Raw genomic sequence first — 18,493 nt, forward strand, 5'->3', positions numbered from 1 at the left:
TCCACGAGACACTTAGGAAGCGACGGTCGATCAGGTATTCTTTGACAATCTCGAGGTACCGGAGGACGATCGAATTCGGCGAGGAAGGTAGCCGACTTGGTACCACTACGAGTGTTGACGGGAGTAAGACCACCCAGAGTGGTGATCGCCAATGAAAGTATTTCATACAGTCCAACGCGTTCGAATGAACGGAGGCATTTGCCAAAAGGATCGAGCATGGCACTGAAGCGCCTGGCACTGCTCGCTGGAGTTGTCTTAGCCCTTGTGCCGACCGCTGTAAGCGCATCCTGCGTCTCGCCTCCAGATGTCACGTCCGGTGATTATCCCTGGCACTGGGGCGATGTGATCCGGACGACGCCACTACCAGAAGCAGGGGTCATTCGCGCCCAACGTTGCAGGACGATAGTTTTGGCGAGATCAATTTGGATTACGACGCGGTCACCTTAGATGCGAAAATGCCGGCCGAGCGCTTCTTCGAGCTGATTAGGAGCGATTTGGGCTCATTGCTGGTGCAGCTTGAGACAAACATCTCGTACAGCAATTGGCTGTGTCTAAGAAACTAGTCATAGCGTTGGAGGCAGCCAATCTTCTGACACAGTATGGGTACGGATGGGTAGGCGTGACATGACAAAGTCGACCGGTGACGACAAAGCTGTAAGCAAATTCAAGCTGGCTAACCTCATACCCGGTGACATCCTGTTTTGCACCGATCCGGATGGACACGAATCAAAAGCCATCCGGACAGCCACAGGCAGCCCATTCAGTCACGCGGCGATTTACAAAGGGGAATTGAATTTCCTGGAAGCAGCCGATTACGGGGTGAGCAATTTCAATTACTTCCGGTTCGGCATAGCATCGAAATCGAACGTAGCGGTCTATCGATTGAGAACCACGGACCAATCGGAATCCTTTGCTGCCAAGGCATCGATAGCCGTTGAGAAATACCGTGAGCTCGATTACTGGACGCCGGGCGCGGTAATGTCGGCCTTCAAGAGGTTACGCAGATTGGGGGCGTGGACTGGATTATGGCTACCAGCGAGAGAGAAGGGCTTTTTTTGCTCATATCTGGTCTCACAATCCTATGACGACGCCGGACTCGCATTGTGTCCAGGCCTCAAGCCACATGAAATTCATCCGGGCGACCTTCTTAAATCCGCCTATCTGGAAAATGTGTCCCACATGACAATCGTTGATCTTCCTGCTTGGGACACGCGCGTCGACGTTCTCGATGGCCATGGTCGCGAGTCGCCATTCCAACGCTACACGAGCGCCCGAAAACATATCCTGACTGATATCCAGAAACTGATGGCGAACTTCGGGTTGGCGAAGCCGACGACCCTGGACGACGTTCTGCAAATTATCATGTTGGACGAAGATGCTGAGCGGCAGATGTCCGTTGACGGTAAGGTCAGCGAGCAGCTCGAGAAGAGTGGCTTCGCTGCACTAACATTAGCGCACACGTCCAACATCAAGGGTCACGAACCCGGGACTATAGACGGGGTCGCCTATTCGGTATTGCCACTGGACGTTCTTAAGGCAACGATAGCGAACCACGAATTCCTCAAGCAAAAGTGGGAAATACGCCTCGGTGATGTGGAAGGGGAACGCGCGGCGGGAAAGGAGCTGCGAGAAAAGATCCCGCTTGAAATCCTAGGAGTATGGGACCGGCATCTGGAAAACTTCGGGACAGCGCTCGAAAATGCGCTTTCTTTGATTGAGGGGACGATCAAGGATCTCAAAGCAGAACTAAGTAAGTACGAGAATAAATAGTGCCAACTCATTCAATGTTTTCGGTGTCGAGTTTGACATATCCATATAGAATGCGCCAGCTCAGCCAACGCGCATCGCAAAATTGCGATTCCTTCTGTTGCTTTTTGCCGTTGCGGAGAGCCCAATCCTCGCAGGTGAATCCGCTGTTGGCGGTGGTGAGGAATGGCGCATAAACGGCGCGTATTGAACGCCGCCCGAACGGCAGGTTTCCGGCCTCCTACGCTCCGGACCTGCCATTCCGCTGACGGCCCCAACGCTGCCGGGCTGCAATGCGCCTCATGTCGGACGTTGAGATAACCGGTGCCGATCGCCATGAGCTGAGATCGCAGGCAGATACGCAGGAGTCCCCCTGCGCCGAGCTGACCTTGGCGTCCCTTTGTTTGTCTTGGTAGAGCCGTATCACACGGTTGAGCCTGGAGCCTGTTCATGAACATTCCTAGAGTGATACTGACCCGATAAATCCCATAGATCGATGAAATTCGCGCTACACCTGAGCGGTGCAGTAAAACTTTTCGTAGCGATGAGCGATTATTTTTGGTTTTATTCGGCAAAAAGGAATCGACCAAAAAGGGGGGCGAGTTGGCCGACAACATTGTTTCAGTGGCAATCCATCATCTAGAGAAGACCGACGCTGGCGCCTATCAAGTCCACCCCGGTAACGGGGCGCTCGCTGTGGGGAATACAGCTAGGCGACTGATCGATGACCTGCATCGGCTGTATGCGAGGCGGCCGTCAAAGGCCTACGGCCGTTTCTCGATGGATACCGCTAATTTCCCTACATCGCTCCGACTTGGAGAATACGTCGACGGGGGGTCAACTTTCGAAGAGACGACGTTGGCGCTTATGGACACGCTCGCCAAAGAAGCCGGTGGGCGTCCGGCTTCCGAGGGCGGGCACGTCTTCTTCGCGCATTTCAACCGTGACGAAATCCAATACGTCTTGGTGGCGATCGTCAACGACAAGATCAGCGCCGCGCTTACGGAGAACGCCAACTTAGAAGACGTGAAACATCTCGACGTAGACGGATATCGCTTCGCCGGCCGCGTCAACCTCACGGGCTGGGCGGCGAACGAGGAGCGCTACCTCAGCTTCCTAAAGGGAAAAGGGGCCGTTTCAGAGTATTTCAAGCAATTCTTGGGCTGCGAGACCACGGTGCTGGCCAGGGTCGAGACCACCCACATGGTTCAGGCGCTCAAGCAATTCGCCGACACCCAGCCGATGGAGCCTGCCGAACGGGCCGAGTTCATGGCTCGCGCGATGAACATCTGCACACGCGATGCAAAGGCCGATAAGCCGATCAACTTCACCACCCTCGCAAACGAACTTCACCCTGACGACCCTGAGGCTCTCATCGAATTACTCGCGGACCCCGATCGCGGCCTCAATGACGGCTTCGTCGCGGACCGTCGCGCTCTCAGAGGGCTGGTCGAGTTCAAAGTGAAGACTCCCAACTGGGCGGTTGAGTTTGAGCGCAAAGCACTGCACGAGGGCAAGGTGCGTTTTGATCCCGTCGAAAACAGCATCACCCTGCTGGAGGTGCCAGACCACATCAGGCAGGAACTGACCGAGGAGATCGAAGGTGGCTAAGGCGACGATCACCTGGCCGGATCTGCTGGAAGTCTATCTCAACTCCGTTTGGGACGCCGGCGACAACGGGCACATCACCGTTGCCAACCAAAGTATCTTGGAGACGCTCGGGCTCATTGAAATCTCGGAAAAGGCAGCAGAAGCAGCCGACATCACACCTCTGATCGCCCCCGACCAGGTCAAGCTGGACAGCGTCATCCCTGCTCGAATAGGTTACCCAAAGTATAGTCTCGGCTTGCTCGTCGAGACGTGGGACGGATTGCTCAGAGCCCCGGAACGTCGAGTGGAGGAGTCATCCACCTTCTTTATAAAATCCGACCGCTCACACTCGGGCCTCGTACCGGCTTCAGACGCGCTCGCCAGATACAGGGCGATCCTAAAGTTTGTCGCCACTCTAAGTGGAGCCGCGCTCTTCACCGACGTCCAACATGCGAAGCTAGTCTATTTTGGGGACGGCCGCGTAGAGGTGCCGGTCCGCTACGACGCCAGCGATTTTCGGCTCGTCGAAGCCAAACAGATCGAGGCGCTGGCGGCCACACTGGAAGGCGATATCCACCGAGAGCAAAGGCTCGGCATTCTCGGCGAAGCGGTCACAACTCTCGTGGCTAGCCAACCAGCGGCGAGGCGCTTCGTCTATCTGCTGCAGAATGCGGACGAACTTAAGAAGCGTGTCGACGAAGGATACAAACTTTTTGCGTCGAGTTTTTCGTATTCGAAGATCCGCAGCGAGATCGAGAAGAATCAAGCCGACTATGTCAACCGGGTACACAAGACCTTCACCGACATTCAGGGGCAGTTGTTGGGTCTACCCGTCTCCGCCGTCGTTGTGGCAACCCAGATGAAAGCTACGAACACCTGCGGTCCCGTGGCCATTGCGAACATCGCCATTCTTGGCGGAGCTTGCCTTTTCGTTGCCCTGCTGATCGCCTCGTGCGCAAATCAGTGGCTAACGCTTGGTGCCATCGACCGGGAAATCAAGGGCCAGCGTACCAAGCTCAATTCGGATTTCAGTGAAATCCGCGATATGTTCACGGACGCTTTCGATGCCATCGAGGGACGAATCCGCTGGCATCGCGTCGTGCTGATCGTGATATCCCTTGTTGCGCTCGCCGGGGCCTGGTTCACATGGCAGGGGTATAGTATCGCGACGAAGCTGGATGGGTGGGGGTGTCTCGTCCATGCTGGGATACGCACCGTATAACCATCAGAATGACCATAAGACTGCTGCGGGCCACCAATGGCCAACCGCCGCGATATTTTAACCATCCAAATCTTGGGCGTTTCGAGCCGGGTGCCGGTACAGGGAGGGGACGTTGGCCCACAAGAGTCTGCAGTGTACAGGATTTCCGGCGCGCTATTCAGCGGTCAATAAGTTGACCTCTATAGCCACTAACCGCATGGAATTGGCGTTGTCGCTGATCGCCCTCGGTCCTTGCCATCGACCGCATCAACTGACCGGCGCGTTTTGGTGGTCACTGCGAGGTGTTGTGACAATGTTCAGCCTTCTTGATGCCCAGTTGAAACCGACCCATGGCTTCAAGTCGCAAACGGCCTCTAACCAGAAAGCGGACGCGTTCAAGCTGGCGGAGGCGCTGACAAGATGGTTTGCCCAACGCCATTTGGGCGCCGCCGTGGTGGTGCCAGTAGAACAACACGCTGGCACTTTCACCCGCATGTCGAGCTCCGCGCCCTATCCTAAGTCGATGCCGAAGTACTTCCGACACTCTACAAAACCGGCGGCGAAAACGGAGCCCGACTTCTTCGCTTTCCGCGGCCCCGACGACATTCATGTCCTCGAGAGCAAGGGGCGGGCCGGCTTTGCGATGTACGGCGTGCCACAAAGCGTCATCAACGCAGCAAGAAACAAAGCACTGCGCCAAGTATGCGCCATCCAGACTCTCAACGGCATCGCACCCAAAACACGCTCGGCCTGTGTCTTCGCTTTTGATCAGGCTGGCTTGCAGGGTCAGGTGACCGACCCACCGTCGACCGTCCAATTCAACTATGAAGTCGCTTGGCCCCGGTTAATCACCCGAGCCTACGCAACGGTGCTGGATCCTCTTTTTGAGGCGAATCGCGTCGATATCGATAGAGATTACGTCGGCGTCGAGTTCATGCCGGGTTGGAAGTTTGGCATCCACAAGGCGGTCATTAAGCAACTTCGGGACGTGGACGACGAGGAGAGCTTCAAGAGGTTTCTTGGGCTGCTGTCTAACCTGCCAGCGAGCGACGGAGTCACCGCGTCGAAGATCGAGGATCGTAGCTATAGCCCCGATGGCTTCGTCCTAATAGGCACTCCCGATACGTTTGAAACCCCATTGCGCGACATTATCTGCATGTAGCTGCGGAATACAGAACTCTCTGGCTATTATGAGCAAGTTGAACGTCCGTTATTCGCTGGCGGCGCGAGTAATTTGCCTGCCCGCTTCCGGCCCCTTCCCAGTCGTTGAACTTACTTCAGAGAGGACTGTTCAACGATGGGTGCAACGTGCCACTCCACCGCCGCTAGAGCGTTTCAGGTTTTGACGGAAGCGTAACCGGCGTTTTCGAAGTAGTTCTTGCATTCGGCTGCCTCGATGGTTTCGACCAGGTGGCCGATGTGGCGCCAAGTGTCCTCGACGGTGCGCTTCTGAGCTTGGCGCATCCAGTGTTTGATCTTGGCGAAGGCCTGCTCGATCGGATTGAGGTCCGGGGAATAGGGCGGCAGGTACCAGAGCCTGGCGCCGGCAGCCTTGATCATCTGCCTGATGACCGCCGACTTATGACTTCCGAGATTATCCATGACGACGATATCGCCGGGTTTCAGCACGGTGACGAGCTGCTGCTCGACATAAGCGCGGAAGCACTGGCCGTTGATCGGGCCGTCGAAGACGCAAGGTGCTGTGAGCCGATCCCAGCGCAACGCGCCCAGAAAGGTCAGCGTGCGCCAGTGGCCGTGCGGAGCCAAGCCGCGCAGCCGCTTGCCCTTCGGCCCCCAACCTCGCAGCGGAGCCATGTTGGTCTTGATCCAGGTCTCGTCGATGAAGACCAAGCATTTCGGATCGAGGCCGGTCTGCCAGGATCGCCATCGCCAGCGCCTGCGGGCAATATCAGCGCGCGCCTGCTCAAGGGCGAACAGCGTTTTTTTGAAGCTTAGACCCTCGCGGCGCAGGAACATCCAGACCGTATTGTGCGAGACCTTGACCCCGCGCGCATCCAACTCCTCCTTCAGCCGATGCAGCGTCAGATCAGAGGTCTGATTGATCCGATCCACAATGAAAGCTCGATGCGGCTCCAGCACCCTCTTGCGGTGTCCGCCCATCTTGCCCGGCGCCACCGAGCCGGTGGCACGGTAACGCTGCGACCACTTCACCACAGAGGAAACTGCAACACCAAAGCGCGATGCCACCGCACGGCAGTTCTCACCCGCTCCAACTGCTTCAACAACACGCTCACGAAGATCGTTTGAAAGGGCTCGCGTCATCAGATGCTGGCCTCCATCCAGCCAGCATCTTGAATTACAAACACCCTTCTTTGGGAATCCTACGATTCTCTCAAAGGAGGAAATGCTCTAGTCGCTGTTTTTTCGTGATGCACAGGTGTGCCATGAGACAGGATCAGCGACCCACCGATTGATGTCCGACTCCCTCCATCCCGCACCGTTTAAGCTGATCTTGACCTGGGCCGGGAACGTGCCTTCGCCGATTTTTCGGTACATCGTCGAGCGGGACAAGCCGGTCCGCGCGAGGACGGTCTTAAGGCGAATGATACGATCCAGTTCAGGCATGCTGCCTTGCCTTTCGCTGAGAGCATTTGGCACCTGCTGGAACCAGACAGGACAACCCAAGGTCGCCGCGCAATCAGATTTGTCATCGCGTCGATCTGGGGCGTGGGAACGGCGGCAAATCGGAGGGTTTAGATTCCTATGCCACGCCCGCTGCCAATGCCGTGGTTGAACGCGAGTTCCACACCCAGGCGGCGGCCGGATTCGACTTGGATGCCAAGCGCCTTCTTATGATTGGCAAGCAGGGATTCAAGCTGTGGATCGCGTTCAAGGCTCTTGGCCATATCGGACATGGCCGAGCGCGTTGACTTGTAGCCGGACATGTCGCCGGCCTGATACTGCTCCCGTCCCGTCCGTTCGAGCCTTTGCCAACGTTCCACGAAGCGGTCCGCGCGGCGGCCGGGATCTATGTCCCTCCCGGTGCGGATTTCCGTTTCAAGCTGGAGAGCAAGCACGATGCGGCTGACGCGGCCGGCCGCCGCATCGCGGACAAGTTCGGGATTTTTCACATAAGCCGCTTCGGCATCGCGCCAGCCATACGGCCGAACCTTCTCGAAAGCGCCGCGGGCTTCTTTTAGTTCGCGCATCTGCTCGGGACTGCCCTGCCCGTCAGCATTTCCAGTACTGAGGATCGCGTCGATAGCGCGCGCGTGACGAACAAGCGCCTTCGTGCGAGCGCTGCGCAATGCCGCTTCCGCATCCGCCGGCACGTTCGTGTCGCGCGGCACGCCTGTGGCGAGATTTCCTCCGCCGGGCATGGGCCCCGCATCTCCGATCCGCGCCCCGACACTTTCCCTTGCCGGCCCAGGTCCACGTTCCTGGCTGGGCTCGCCGTCTCCGGGCGAGCGCAACCCGTCCAGTAGTCCGCCGATCCTGTCGCGCAGCTTCTCCGGAACGATCCGGCGCACGATCTCCACCACGCGCTCGCGGAACGTGATGCCGCGCCGCTCGGCATAGTGTTGCGCTGGGTTGACCTGCTCGTAATCCGACGCCATGTCCTTGGCGCGGTCGCGTGACAGCGTTCGGTCCAGCCGCTCCCGCGTACTGAAGTCGTCGCCGCCATAATGCAGGTCCATCCTGTCTCGATGCCGGGACAGTGCGACGTAGCTGCCATGTGCATCCATGCCTGGCGTTGCCAGGACATGGGTTCGGTCGACGGTCATGCCCTGCGCCTTGTGAATGGTCGCGGCATAACCGTGGTCAATGTGCGCGTAGTCTTTCAGGTCGAACCGCACCGACCTCCCATCGTCGACGCGAATCGTCATGCTCTGTGTGTTGAGCTCCTCCACGATTCCCAGCGTGCCGTTTTTGACGCCGAGCCCGCGCTCGTTGCGCAAGAACATGACACGGTCGCCGCTGGCAAAGGCCCTTGCACCGCGTTCCACCTTCACGTGAACCTCGCCGCCGAGTTCTCCAGCAGCGCGCAGTCGCTCGCGCGCTGCCTGGTTTAGGGCGCGCACTTCGTCGTTTGTGTGGGTAAGGATGATCCGGCGCGCATCTGGATGCGCCTGCCTGTCGCGATCCCAGCGCTCGACGAGTACACCTCGCGCTTCGTCGCGCGTTGCAGCCTGATGCACCATGCCTTGCGCGTCGTAGGCGCTGATCGCGGCACCGATCCTGCCAGTTGCCAGATCACGCGTGGCATCACGCTGCCAGTCCTCGCGCTGCCGACGCACCCGGCCGATTTCGACACCGCCATGTCGCTCGTGAATGGAACGGAATGCAGCGCCGGCTTCGATTGCCTGCAACTGCTGCGGATCGCCGACGAGGACGACTTTCGCGCCAACGTCCGCCGCATGGGAAAGCACGCGCTCCAACTGGCGCGTGCCGACCATGCCTGCTTCATCGATCACCAGGACATCACGCGCAGTGAGCAGATCCCTGCCCTGTCCCCAGCTGTGTTCCATGCTGGCAATGGTGCGCGACGAGATGCCTGAACCGCTGTCGAGATTCTCGGCTGCAATGCCGGAAAGTGCCGCGCCTCGGACTTCATAGCCCGCCGCTGCCCATGCCTGGCGCGCAACGCCCAGCATGGCGCTCTTTCCGGTTCCGGCAAAGCCGACGATGACACCAAGACTTCGGCCGTCGGTGATATGCGCAAGCGCATCGGTCTGCTCGCCCGAAAGGATAAGCCCGCGTTGCGCAGCCAGCGCCAGCGCTGCCCGGCGATGTACGTCACTGGCCGCGTGACGCCCCTCCCCAGCCATGCGTTCCGCCGCGTGGTGAAGGCGCTGTTCGGTCTCGATCATCTGCCGGGTGGTGAAGCGGTCTTCGCCGCGTCCGTCCTTGCCGAGCTCGACCAGATCAGGGGCGCTGCTGATGGCTGCCATGACCGCGTTGAACTGCTCCACTCCATCGCTGTGCCGATGCGAGAACTTCGCGATGTCCTTGACGGTGAAGGTCGATTGCTGATGGGTGATGGCATCCAGAGCCACGGACGGTTCCGCAATGATCCGCACACCATTGTTGCGCGCGATCTCGCGATGCAGTTCGGCGCGATCTGCTTGAATGTTGCCAGCAGCAAGGCCACTGCCCTCGATGCGTTGCGCCGGCGCACCAATCTGGGTCTGCGGCTCCAGAGCAATGCCCTGCGCTTCCAGACTGCGATGATCGATGCGGGCGTCGATGTCGAGTTCGGCCAGGCGCTCATTGGCCAGCTCCGCCCATCGCTCGCGCCAGCGCTCGACCAGTTCGGTGCGGTTCCAGTCTCGAACCTTGGCACCAAAACCGTTCTCGTCTGCGGACCGCATGGTGAGCATGACATGAGCATGCGGCTTGGGACTGCCATCCTCCGCCCTGTCCCAATGCACATTGAGATCGGCGACCATCCCTTGGCAGACAAACTCGGCTTGCACGAAGTCACGCGCCAGTTCGATGCCTTGCGCCTGGTTCAGTTCGCGCGGCAGGGCAAACTCCACCTCGCGGGCAAGTTGGGCATCCTTGCGCCCCTCGAACGCCTCGACATCGTTCCACAGTCGTTCGCGGTCGCTCCAGGTCGCCGGTGCGTTCTCCGGCAGCATGACCTCGGAATGAACGACACCGCGCTTGGCCGAAAAATCATGGCTGCGCTCGATCCTCTCGTCGCGTAACCGCGAGGCCGAGCGGTAGGCGGCTGACGCGACAGCGCTTGAGCCTGCCTTGCGGCCAATGACCTTGACGTGAAGATGATAGATCGCCATCGCGACAGGATCATTTGCACGTCAAAGCGCACGTCGGCACGACGTATAAGCGCGCCCTCCCTCGAAAAAATCTCGGGATGGACCAGCCCGTCCCGGGCTGTCTCGGCAACCCTGAAGCCTTCCGGCAGACGCTCCCCTATCATCGCCACATCGACAACCGATGGAGATAGCCATGCGTAAACCACGGGATTTTGACGCCGAACTGAAGGCACTGGAAGACAAGGCGCGAGAACTCAAGACGCGAAAGGTGCAGCAGCTAGGCGAACTGGTGATCGCCACCGGCGCCGATCAGCTCAGCACCGAAGAACTGGCCGGCGCGTTGGTCGCAATCACTGAGACGGAGGACGCCGCAAAGCGTGAGGCATGGGCCAAGCGTGGGGTAATGTTTTTCGACAACGGGTCCCGGCGAACTGCTCCGACACCTAAGCGCAACCCTCGCAGCGCTGCAGCGCAACTGGGCAACACACAATCGCCGGCAAGCGGCTCTGGCTCGCAATGACATGCGCACATGGCAAATCGAGCACCGCAAACGCACCCGACATCTGATCGAACTCGGGGGTCTCGTCGTGAAGGCAGGCATTGTTGATCTGATTGCCGATGATCGCGCTATCATCTACGGCGCGCTGCTCTGGATCGCCGCCAAGCTGCAGAGCCATGAAGGCGAGCATGCTCGGAACCTATGGCTAGCGAGAGGAAGGCAAGCGTTCGATGGGGAACGGCACGAGGAGCGAAAGGATTAGTAGCGAGACCGAGCCAGGAGGAGCAACAAGAAAAATCGTCAGGGGACCACCCGGTTCGCAGCGAGTGAGGCGCAGCCGAGAGATTGGGGGATGGTGATTTTGTTGTTGCCAAGGTGTGAGGGGGGGCCTCTGACCCCTATCTTGGGCAAAGGATCGTCACCCAACGGGCGGAGACGCGCAGCGGCTTCGGGCGCGTGCGCCTAGAGCCCGGTCCTGCTCAGGGGGATGACCCACAAATCGTCGAGTAGTCTACGGAAGGCTCAAAGTTTCTTCGTTGGCCTCTTGCGGCGAGACCTACGCTCTTCAACGATCAACTGTGCGGGCTTGGCCAAACGGGAAACGGCGGGCGCCTTAAGCGCTTTGAGTCTTTTGAGTTTTGCGTCAGGCTTTCCGTTGAGTTGGCTTTCATATTCCTCGATAACAGTCGTTGCTAGTTCGACAACTCCGCGTAGCTTGTCTGCGCGATCCTTCAGCAGCTTCCGCTGCTCTTCGTCGGGATCGCTTGTGTCAGCGAGATCGCCGTCCGCAATAATGATCCGCAAGATCGGCAATTCAATCTGCTCAAGGCCAGCCTTCTGGGCAAGCGCGACCCATTCCTTTGATTTGTCGATCGCGTTGTCTGCGGCGTTCGCCAGGCATTGCCTAATGAGGATGCGCGCGGAATAGTCGAGACGCTCCGCCAATTGCAGCCATTGTTGCGACGCTTTGCTTTCCTTGCGTGCATCCCGGGGCGGCAATGGCGGTTGAAAATAGCGATACGGCCCGGCGTCAGTATGGAGCGACGCCAACGTTCTTAATATTGGTTCGAGTTCCTGAAACGGACGGCTGCCAGTTGGCAGCTCGTGCCTGTGTTGCCAAAGCGCGAAGATCGCATCGCGGCATGCTATGACACGCTGCGGGTAGTCTTTCGCTGTCTTTTGCTCGGCATTCTTAATTTGCTCGGCAAGATAGTGGACCATCCAGCGCGAGAGCGTGTCATTGGTGTCGGCGAGCTTCAGATCGGCGATGAGCTTTTTGCCAAGGGCCAAGATCGCGTCAGCATGATTCGACACTTCCGTCGGCCCTGAGAAGGAAGAGTTGGACCGTGGGCGGGGTTTGCTTGCTGTCATCGTAGTCTCGGCTTTCATATCGAGAGTAGCTGCGCCGTCGCTCGATTTCCACTTCAACGATCATATCCATGTGGAGCTTGCGCAATAGTTCCCGGATGAATGGCCGCGAAGCATGAATTCGGCTTCCGCGCCTATCGCCAGCGTCCACGTCATCCTGCTCATGAAACATGCCCCAGGTCTCACTAACGATGGCGGCGGGCTCTTTGTCGTCTAACAGCCAGTTCCGGCCTTCGCGGTCGGCGGTCAATTTCATCGCAGAGATAACATCTCCCGATGGCCGCGGTGCCGGGTAGCGAATATCCCCCGCCCAGGGATCTTTGCCGTCAATGCCCCGGTCTCGCGTGCGATCAACAATCCAGCCCCGCAAGCGGAATGCGCCCGAATTGATGTCCCGCTCACCCATGGCTTCAGGGATGGCGTAGTCATGGTGGTTGTCGGCACTTTGCAATGCACGAAGCAGCGCCGATGCCCTCTCGGGCGAAACAAGGGCGCTTCGGATCGTGCACTCTTCCTGTTGCCTGCCTGACAACGCATTCCAGTGACCCCAAAGCGTTATCATTCCTGGCGATGGGGAAAACACGCGATCTATGTCGGTGCGGACAACGGATGACGGCCAATCGGCGTCTTTGATGTCATTTTTCCAAGAGAGGGTGTCGAGGGGGATGGGGTCTCGGCGGTCGGCGAGCCAATAACCGTCCTTGCGGGATAAGTCGTGGTATGATCGGAACCATTCTGAAAAATCGTCTTCGGTCGAGTCGGGGCTACGATAGGTTGGCATCGTGTCCAGAAGCCGACCGGCCACAACCATAATAGCATGGGAAGTCATATAAGAGCGGAGATCGTCGACGCTCGGAGATGATCCGTGCGAATGCCGTGTGTCGTTATAGTCGAACATTTTACGCCGGCTTCGCGCGTCTTCTTCCCAATGCAAGCGCCCGAGATAATGCCAATCGGAGGTTATGACCGCCTCCGCCCGCTGCTGAACGTCATTGCCCAAGAGGCCGAAGCACTTCGCCAGCGGCGGGAACCAGTAGGACTCCATGTCGTAATCAAAATAGAAGCGGTCGTCGCCGCCCGTCTTTTGCGACGAACGCGCGCTTCCCCGCTCATGGGAGTGTTCTTCAATCGCCGGGAACTGCGATACATTCACAGCCAAGATTTGTGCGCGTAACCCCGGATCCAGCAATCCGGCATCGATCAGTGCGAGCGCCGCCCGTTTCGCCATTTCACGAATGACGACATGCGCCTCTGACGGGGCCACATGTTTGAGGATGAAATCGGCGTGGTTGGCAACAACATCGGGGCAATCCCTGGCAGCGCGCGCGAAAGCAATCAGCAGCCACTGGCGCGCATGCAGGTTGTAGAAAAACAAGCCGGCATCGGCAAAGACGCCACCTGAATTGCCGTCGACAAACGCCACCAGGGCAGAAACGATCCTGCGATGCTGAAGCACGCAGAGACCATGAACCACATGTGCGGCCTCCCAGCGCCTTGACGCGCGGGGCGAAGCGAGTGAGCCAAAGACATATCCTGCAACGGCGCCATCGATGTCACCTACCGGCGCAAGAGCCGTAGTCCATGGCCCATCGCCGTCGGTCTCTTTAAGGACCGCATCGAAAAGTTTCAGGCCAAAGCCAAGCGCGTCCAATGCCTCAGTGCGGCTTAGCTTGCCAGCAAGCAGCCCCACAAGCGTAAACAACCGGCCAACATCGATGATCTCCGTGACTTCGCCGATGCCTGCCAGAACGACGTCAAGCACATCGCCTTCAGGAACACCGGCCAGTTGGCAGGCGGTCTTGAACGGCAACACTTCGTAATACCGGCCACGGGTTACATCCATACAGTACCGGCGGCAGAAAGTGCGCAAGGTCGTTGCAATCGCTGCTTGCGCAGAGAGCCTCGTTTTCCATGCAACGGGGATGTTCTCGAGGAAGCTTCGCAGGTGGTAAAGGTCAAATTCAGGCACTTCGGCCAATGCGGCTACAAACTCGGCTTCCTTTCCGGCGGGAATGCGCGCGATGGCCTGCTGGAAAAATTGATCCTGAAAAAATGGCGGCTCGGAGTTGCGGAACCGCTGCTGAGCTTGCGCGAGTTCATTAGCTACAGCAGGGTCGACGCCCCGGAAAATAGCGCGCCAATCCTTTTTGGCATCTTCCTTCCAGCGCTTCGACGGACGGCCTTTTCCAGTCCCCTCTTCGTCGTCGCCCTTCTTCTCGTTGCGCTCTTGATGGTCTAGGCGCTCTTGGATGTCAGGCGCCACAATTCCGTGTTTGGCGAAGAGGTCTTTTAGCTTGCGCCACGACGAGACCGTGTGTCCCTGCATAATTATGTAGTGGTAGCCCAAGTCCGCAACACGCTGCTTCTCGGCCTTCGTCCCGCAGGCATCGAGCGCGGAAGCGAGTACATCCGCCTCATCCCATTCCGCTCGGAACCCAATCAGGGGGAGGGCCTTGCGGGCGTCCAGCACTTTTCGTTCAATAAGGAACTCTACCGCTATCCGCAAAACCCTGCCGGCCCGACCAAAGGCGCGGTCGCGCCACCGGCTCAATATCGCGAAGGATGATACAGGACAAAGAGCTGCGATGGCTTCAACTGTCCGATGCCAGTCGAAATGCTTGTCTCGCGCAACATAGTCATAGGTCACTTCGGCGCAGCGAGCTAGGGTGTATGCCATTTCAGCAGAAGGCTGGGTCGGATTGGCGGCGGCCTCGGCTAAATCCAACAGCGCTGCCCAGCGGTCCGTATTTTCGTCGCCAACCTTGCTCGCTACTTCAACAGCTTGATTGAAATAAGCCTCGGCTTCCGACCGGCTCGCGGCGAGCACCGACCTTGCCAAGCTCACATACATTTCGGCTTTTGTATCAGCGCCGTCGCGTTCATCCTTTGTCAGGTTAAACGCTTGGCTTGCATAGTGAAGCGCCTGACCGGCCAGCCCCCCAACCCGTGCCATCGAGCGGGCAAGCCGCGCGAGCGTCGGCGTGTAAAGAGGCCGCTTTAACGCTGCAACCCAGTCCGTGAAATTCTGGATGGCGGTGCTGTTCGCGGCCTTGGCGCTCACGAGGATCGCCAACCACAATTCTGCAACCTGGTCCGCGGTGCGCCATTCTTCGCGGTAATTCATCCGTGCGGCTGAAGCGGACTCTTTGAGTGTCCGCGCAATCGCGCTCGCCAACCCTGCCTTACCTGCGTTCCTTACCAGGCGTTCCGCCCAAAGAGTGTGCCAGGGCAATAAGGCTCCGACGTCTTCTTTGAACTCCTGGGCTTCTTGCGAGTAGGAATGGTTTTTCTCCTTTTCAATCTCCGCACGAAGCTCGGCATGCGCAAGATCAAGTAAGTCCAGTGTCTTCCCGAGCAGTGCTGCACGTAAGGCATAAGCTCGAAGCAGAGGCGACCGTGCGTCGTTGAAACGGGTGCCCAATCCGCGCGGAGGCTCCTTGGGCAGGTAGCGCGACAAAAGCTTTGCGAGCGCGGCCTTTGTGCCGATCGATAGTTGATGGCAGGCTTCGACCAACGCCGTGACGGCCATCAAAGGGCGTTCATGGCCGTTCCAATTTTCACCCGTGCTAACCATGAATGACGGTTTGCACAGTTGCTTGAGGCACCTTGCCAGCGCCTCCTTCGGCGGCGTCCGGCAAACCTCACGCAACTCCACGACGATAGCGAGCACGAGATAGACGTTATCACCTGCCGCAAGTGCAAGCTCGTCAAGGTCCTCGTAACGGCTGTGATCGACGAAGCGATGCGCAAGGTAGCGCCCAACGCTGAAAGGAACGGAGGGCGGTGTCCATCCCTCAAGGCTATTTACGCAAGCGCGCGCACCATGGATATTAAAGTATGCGATAGCCATTTCACCGATGTCATTGTCGGCCATCGTCTCTCGCGCGCGGTCCTTGTCGGGAAGCCGTGACCAGTTGCGCACCCATTCCACCGCCATTCGCAATCGGCTACGCGCATCGCCTTGCAATTCGGCGTGGCCAGACATGAGCGCGGCTTCATAGGCATTGTGTGAGCCGACCCACCGCGAGCCAAAGATTTTACGCGAAACAAGTTCCTGAATGCGGTCCCCCTCCATAAGGGCCGAAACCAGATCCGTGTTTCCCTGCAGCAGCGCCCGCTGGCGCTCATCACCTGCCGTCTCGCCGCCAGTCTTCAATGCGAGTTTAGCAGCGTCCAGATAGCGCTTGGCCCGGAGGCTCGCCTTCAGCGCAAATTGCAGGCGCTGAAGCTCGACGTCACGCCGGTCGAGCGGGTTGAGTTCCGGTAGCCCCTCCGATGACAGTGCGAGCGCTACCAACTCGTCAAACTGCCCCGCCTCCAGCATAAGTTGCGGCAGCGCCGCTGCGACATAGGCGCTGCCGGACGATAGCGGCTTGATGCTGGCAATGAATGCGGTGAGATCGGCCGCTGTCGGTTTGAACCTCTCACGGAACCAGCTTTCGGAAGGCTCGTCAAAAAACTGGATGGTTTCGCCCGTGACGATAAGCGGGCGCCGAAGGTCATATGCAAAGCTCTTGATGGCCGAGGCCGAAACCCCTGACATCGAAGACAGGACCGAAATCGGAACAAGCGGCCGCAATGCAGCAAGGGCTACACAGATGCGGTCGATCTGGGCTTTCTCTACGGAGCCGGCCTCATCGCGCAACTTGGCAATCGCGGCGGACAGCAGATTGCCAATTGCTTTTTCGACGGTGGTCGGGTTTGGGCCAAGCTCTCGGAGGATTTCTGGGAGTGTCCCGCCGGCTGAAAGGGCGAGCGCCTGGACACGCGGATTCTTGGAGCTTAGGCGGTGAAATTCGTCGATATCCTGTTCACTAGAGTCGGGGAATACCTGACGCAGATGGGCGGCGGTCTCGTCCCGGCTGAAGGATTCCAGTTCAAGGGATAGCGTGTTCGGCGGCGGGTCCAATTTCTCCTGGCGGTGAGACCTACAAAGGGCGACGATCCGGACCCCATCCGGTATCTGCTCCCTTAGCAAATCGCGGATGAAAGCACGCGCCTCGCCAATCTCTTCCGCCGCCATCTGTGCGTTGTCGGCGGCATCGATGATGATGCAAAGCAGGGCATCCGGATTTTCCGCGCGAAGAAGGCCGGCGGCCTGCTCAAGGCGAAAGAGAAACTTCTTGAGGTAATCAACGGCCCCTGCCCGTGAAGTGGGGATCAAGAGGTGACACAGCGTCTTTCCAGCGAGTTCGTTGGCGATTTGAACGAGAGCGTCTTTGTGACGGTGGCGATAGCCGGTGGCGCTGCGGTATTGGCCGTTTCCGAAGCAATCGTAGAGGATGCTCGCAGAACCTAGTGGAAGCCCGAGATGAATGCGGCTGGCAAAGATCGACTTGCCAATACCTCCTTCGGCATGCACCACGACAGGCCGGTTTGCAGCACCGACAATAGCGTTGACGAGATCGCGCTCCTGTTCGCGCGGAACGGCGTTGCTTAACTGCTCGATGCGGCACGGCGCGGGATAAAGCCGTCCTTCGTCGGCCTTTAACGCCCGAAGCACATCCATGCGTTCAATGCTGGGATTGGATGCGGCCTGCGAGAGAGCCTTGCAGTTCACAAGCTCCTTTAGTTGGACTGGCGCATCGACATCCGCATCCGGCAAGTACTGGCTGACATCTTGGAAAAGAATATTCCTTTGATCCCATAACGCATCATGCCTGCCCTCCAGCTTCAGCAATTTGCAGAAATCCGCGAGTTTAGTTCCCTTAAGGCCGGTATATGTTTCTAGCTTCCTCAAGTCGGCCGGCTTGACCACAAGTCCATTCGCCGCATTCTCGACTGCTTTAATCACCGCCGGGCTGATTGGCCGGTTCGATACGAAAACAAACTCGAGGGTGGGATAGCTACCATTCTTCGAAAAGCCAGCGAGAATGGCTTTGTACCGTTTGGCAAAGCCGGCGATCGTGTTTTCAAGCCCGCTTGCTGGCCAAGGCTTGTTCGGCGCCTCGGTCGAATGTTTGAGCTGGATGTACCGGACAAGGGTTGCTTTAGCAAAATCACGGTCCCCAAAGTACTCCGCGAGATCGATCACTTCCTCTCCCGCTGTGATCGGTCCCTTTGCGGTCTTATCTGATGGGGATGCGCCCTCGACAGTTACCGATTTGAGGTCGGATTCAGGCGGCAGAAGATTGAGGCAGCGGCGCGCGGCCCACAGGTAGTGAAATTGGTCGCCGTCACGGCTCGGTCTGACCAAATTGGTCGTCGTGGCTTTCTTTTTCGCAGGCTTGCGCAAGGGACTATCAACTCGCCATGATGGGACTATTGGAATTTTGTGCGATTCTGATTCGCAATCATAGTCCGGGCCAATACTTCCTGACGAAAACTTTCAACTAACCGCTTCAATTG

Annotated in this window: 11 protein-coding genes; 6 read left to right on the forward strand and 5 right to left on the reverse strand. The window is 58.3% G+C overall.

The annotated features are described in order from the left end of the window. The first annotated feature begins 624 nt into the window (after positions 1-624). From NKK52_RS18350 to NKK52_RS18365, 4 genes are all read left to right on the forward strand, one after another. Entirely contained in the window at positions 625-1,770 is a 1,146-nt protein-coding gene (locus NKK52_RS18350; protein ID WP_196813573.1) for a C40 family peptidase, read from the forward strand. Between the two features lie 579 nt (positions 1,771-2,349). Further along, positions 2,350-3,357 carry a nucleoid-associated protein gene (locus NKK52_RS18355; protein ID WP_031199201.1) on the forward strand — a complete coding sequence of 336 codons (1,008 nt, stop codon included), beginning with the start codon at positions 2,350-2,352 and terminating at the stop codon, positions 3,355-3,357. Then, positions 3,350-4,558 carry a hypothetical protein gene (locus NKK52_RS18360; RefSeq protein ID WP_023683408.1) on the forward strand — a complete coding sequence of 403 codons (1,209 nt, stop codon included), beginning with the start codon at positions 3,350-3,352 and terminating at the stop codon, positions 4,556-4,558. Before NKK52_RS18355 ends, NKK52_RS18360 begins: the two co-directional genes overlap by 8 nt. A gap of 112 nt (positions 4,559-4,670) precedes the next feature. Continuing rightward, positions 4,671-5,699: a hypothetical protein gene (locus tag NKK52_RS18365; protein ID WP_156939266.1), complete on the forward strand. Its 1,029-nt coding sequence runs from the start codon at positions 4,671-4,673 to the stop codon at positions 5,697-5,699. Positions 5,700-5,872: 173 nt separating this feature from the next. On the opposite strand, the gene NKK52_RS18370 is transcribed toward NKK52_RS18365, so the two are convergent. The 3 genes from NKK52_RS18370 to traA all read right to left on the reverse strand — a co-directional run bounded on the left by NKK52_RS18370 (position 5,873) and on the right by traA (position 10,299). Then, positions 5,873-6,823, reverse strand: coding sequence for an IS630 family transposase (locus NKK52_RS18370; protein ID WP_280800227.1), 951 nt, complete (start codon positions 6,821-6,823; stop codon positions 5,873-5,875). Between the two features lie 84 nt (positions 6,824-6,907). Beyond that, a complete protein-coding gene (locus tag NKK52_RS18375; RefSeq protein ID WP_032885734.1) occupies positions 6,908-7,123 on the reverse strand; it encodes a helix-turn-helix transcriptional regulator in 216 nt (71 codons plus the stop codon). 128 nt (positions 7,124-7,251) lie between these two features. After that, a complete protein-coding gene (gene traA / locus NKK52_RS18380) occupies positions 7,252-10,299 on the reverse strand; it encodes a Ti-type conjugative transfer relaxase TraA (protein WP_023683411.1) in 3,048 nt (1,015 codons plus the stop codon). Positions 10,300-10,471: 172 nt separating this feature from the next. On the opposite strand from traA, the gene NKK52_RS18385 reads away from it, so the two are divergent. Both NKK52_RS18385 and NKK52_RS18390 read left to right on the forward strand, forming a co-directional pair. Further along, complete coding sequence (locus NKK52_RS18385; protein ID WP_023823357.1) at positions 10,472-10,798, forward strand: conjugal transfer protein TraD; 327 nt, start codon at positions 10,472-10,474, stop codon at positions 10,796-10,798. Between the two features lies 1 nt (position 10,799). Beyond that, positions 10,800-11,039, forward strand: coding sequence for a conjugal transfer protein TraD (locus NKK52_RS18390; RefSeq protein WP_023683413.1), 240 nt, complete (start codon positions 10,800-10,802; stop codon positions 11,037-11,039). 260 nt (positions 11,040-11,299) lie between these two features. Here the strand turns inward: NKK52_RS18390 and avs3b are convergent, their stop codons facing one another. Beyond that, complete coding sequence (gene avs3b, locus NKK52_RS18395) at positions 11,300-12,067, reverse strand: AVAST type 3 anti-phage protein Avs3b (RefSeq protein ID WP_050591973.1); 768 nt, start codon at positions 12,065-12,067, stop codon at positions 11,300-11,302. A gap of 7 nt (positions 12,068-12,074) precedes the next feature. Further along, positions 12,075-18,380, reverse strand: a complete 6,306-nt coding sequence (gene avs3a / locus NKK52_RS18400) for an AVAST type 3 anti-phage nuclease/ATPase Avs3a (protein ID WP_023683415.1) — start codon at positions 18,378-18,380, stop codon at positions 12,075-12,077. Between the last annotated feature and the right edge of the window lie 113 nt (positions 18,381-18,493).

It is taken from the genome of Mesorhizobium sp. C277A, assembly GCF_040324395.1.
GTDB lineage: Bacteria > Pseudomonadota > Alphaproteobacteria > Rhizobiales > Rhizobiaceae > Mesorhizobium.